Origin of the sequence: Rhodococcus sp. P14 (genome assembly GCF_000256505.1) — a bacterium.
Lineage (GTDB): Bacteria > Actinomycetota > Actinomycetes > Mycobacteriales > Mycobacteriaceae > Rhodococcus > Rhodococcus ruber.
This window is the reverse complement of sequence record NZ_AJFC01000349.1, coordinates 1-2,458: the sequence shown is the minus strand read 5'-3', so window position 1 is coordinate 2,458 and position 2,458 is coordinate 1. Positions and strand designations below refer to the sequence as shown.

The window sequence follows — 2,458 nt, the reverse complement described above, 5'->3', positions numbered from 1 at the left end:
CGACGAGAACGAGCCGTTCGCCGAGCTGCTCGGCCGGGTCGCGGCGATCCACGCCGCCGCCACCGCCCACGCCGACGTCCCGGCCGACCGGCTCGCCCGGTGCTTCGACGCACAGCACGTGCCGGCCCTGCCGGTGCTTCTCGACCCCGGCGGCACCGCCGCCGACGACGGCCTCGCGCACGCCGAACTCGCGCTGCACACCGCGACCGGCCCCGACGGCACCCACCTGCGGGGTACGTACGCCACCGACCTCTACGACCCCGCCACCGCACGATCGTTCTTCGAACGTTTGCTGCGGGTTCTGGGCACCGTCGCCGCCGACCCCACCGCCCCGGTCGGCAGCGTCGACATCGTCTTCCCGGACGAAGCGGCGCAGCTGAGCCCGGTCCGCGGACTGCCCGGCGTGTCCCCGCAGCTGTGGCCCGAGATCCTCACCGCGGTGGCTTCGCACGTCCCGGAGGCGAGTGCGCTCGAGTTCGAGGGCCGCACGATGACGTACGGGCAGCTCGACGCCTGGTCCGATCGGGTCGCCCGGGTCCTGATCGACGCCGGCGCCGGGCCGGAGACGTTCGTCGCCCTCGGCATCGCCCGATCCCTCGAATCGGTGGCCGCGATCTGGGCGGTGGCCAAGTCCGGTGCCGCCTACATGCCGGTCGACCCGACGTACCCGGCCGAGCGGATCGAGTACATGCTCGCCGACTCCGGGGCGGTGCTCGGGCTGACCACCACCGCCCACCGCGACGGCCTGCCGGACGACGTGCCGTGGCTGGTGCTCGACGACGCGGAGTTCGTCACGGCGCTGGACTCGGTCCCCGACGGCCCGTTGTCGGACCTCGACCGGCGCGGCGCGCTGCACTTCGACCATCCCGCCTACCTGATCTACACCTCCGGGTCCACCGGTCGACCCAAGGGCGTGGTGGTCCCGCATCGCGGTCTGGCGAACCTGTGCGCCGAACTGCACGGCCGGCACGGCCCCACCTTGCACTCGCGGGTCTCGCACTTCTCGTCGCCGAGCTTCGACGCCTCGGTGTACGAGTACATGACCGCCTTCGCGATCGGCGCCACCCTCGTCGTGGTGCCCCCGACGATCTACGGCGGCGAGGAACTCGCCCGCTTCTTCCGCGAGCAACGCATCACCCATGCCTTCTCCACCCCCGCGGCGCTGGCCTCGGTCGACCCGGAGGGCGTCGCCGCCGAGTCGGTCACCGTCGCCGGGGACGCGTGCCCGCCCGAACTCGTCGCCCGCTGGGCCCCGGGCCGACGGATGTTCAACGCGTACGGCCCGACCGAGGCCACCATCGTCGTCAACATCTGCGGCCCGCTGACGCCGGCACCGGCGATCCCGATCGGCACCCCCGTGCGCGGCACCCACGAGGTCGTCCTGGACTCCCGACTGCGGCCGGTGCCGGTCGGGGTCGCCGGCGATCTCTACATCGCCGGACCGGGCATCACCCGCGGCTACCGCGGCCGGCCCGGGCTCAGCGCCGAACGGTTCGTCGCCGACCCGTTCGGGGCGCCGGGGGAGCGGATGTACCGCACCGGCGACGTGGTGCGCTGGCGCACCGACGGCGACCTCGAGTACCTCGGGCGTTCCGATTTCCAGGTCAAGGTCCGTGGGTTCCGCATCGAACTCGGCGAGATCGACACCGTCCTGACCGCCCACGACGATGTCGCGTTCGCGGTGACGATCGGGCACACCGCCCCGTCCGGCGACACCGTCCTGGTGTCCTACGTGCTGCCGCCGGCCGGGCACACCGCCGAACCCGGCGCCCTCCTCGCGCACCTGTCGCGGAGCCTGCCGGCGCACATGGTGCCCACGGCGATCGTCGTCCTCGACGAGATCCCCCTCACTCCCGTCGGCAAGCTCGACCGGCGTGCGCTGCCGGTGCCCGTGCTCGCGCCCGACGGCAGCACCTACGTCGCGCCGTCCTCCGACGCCGAACGGACGGTGGCGCAGGTGTTCGCCGAACTCCTCGGCGTCGACCGCGTCGGTGTCGACGACAGCTTCTTCGATCTCGGCGGGAACTCGCTGATCGCCACCCGGGTGGTCGCCCGCGTCAACGCCGCCCTCGGCACCGACCTGGGCGTGCGGGCATTGTTCGAGGCCCCCACGGTGCGGACCCTGGCCGCCCTGACCGCCGGCGCCGGCGCGGGCACCCGGGCGCCGCTGGTGGCCGGGCCCCGCCCGGACGTGCTCCCGGTCTCCGCAGCGCAGCAGCGGATGTGGTTCGTCAACCAGCTCGACACCACCTCCCCGGCCTACAACATCCCGATGGCGATCCGGCTGCACGGCCGACTCGACCGCGACGCCCTCACCGCCGCCGTCACCGATGTGCTCGCCCGCCACGAGGCCCTGCGCACCGAGTTCCCGGCCACCGCCGACGGACCCGTCCAGCGGATCCGCCCGGTCGAGCAGGTGCCCGTCGATCTCACCGCGACGACCGTCACCGCCGATGGG

At 73.6% G+C, this 2,458-nt stretch carries 1 protein-coding gene; it reads left to right on the top strand.

Going from position 1 to position 2,458, the window contains the following annotated elements; translation table 11 throughout:
- Positions 1-2,458: non-ribosomal peptide synthetase (locus OEY_RS29100; protein ID WP_010596416.1), on the top strand; the 2,458-nt coding region annotated here is incomplete at both ends.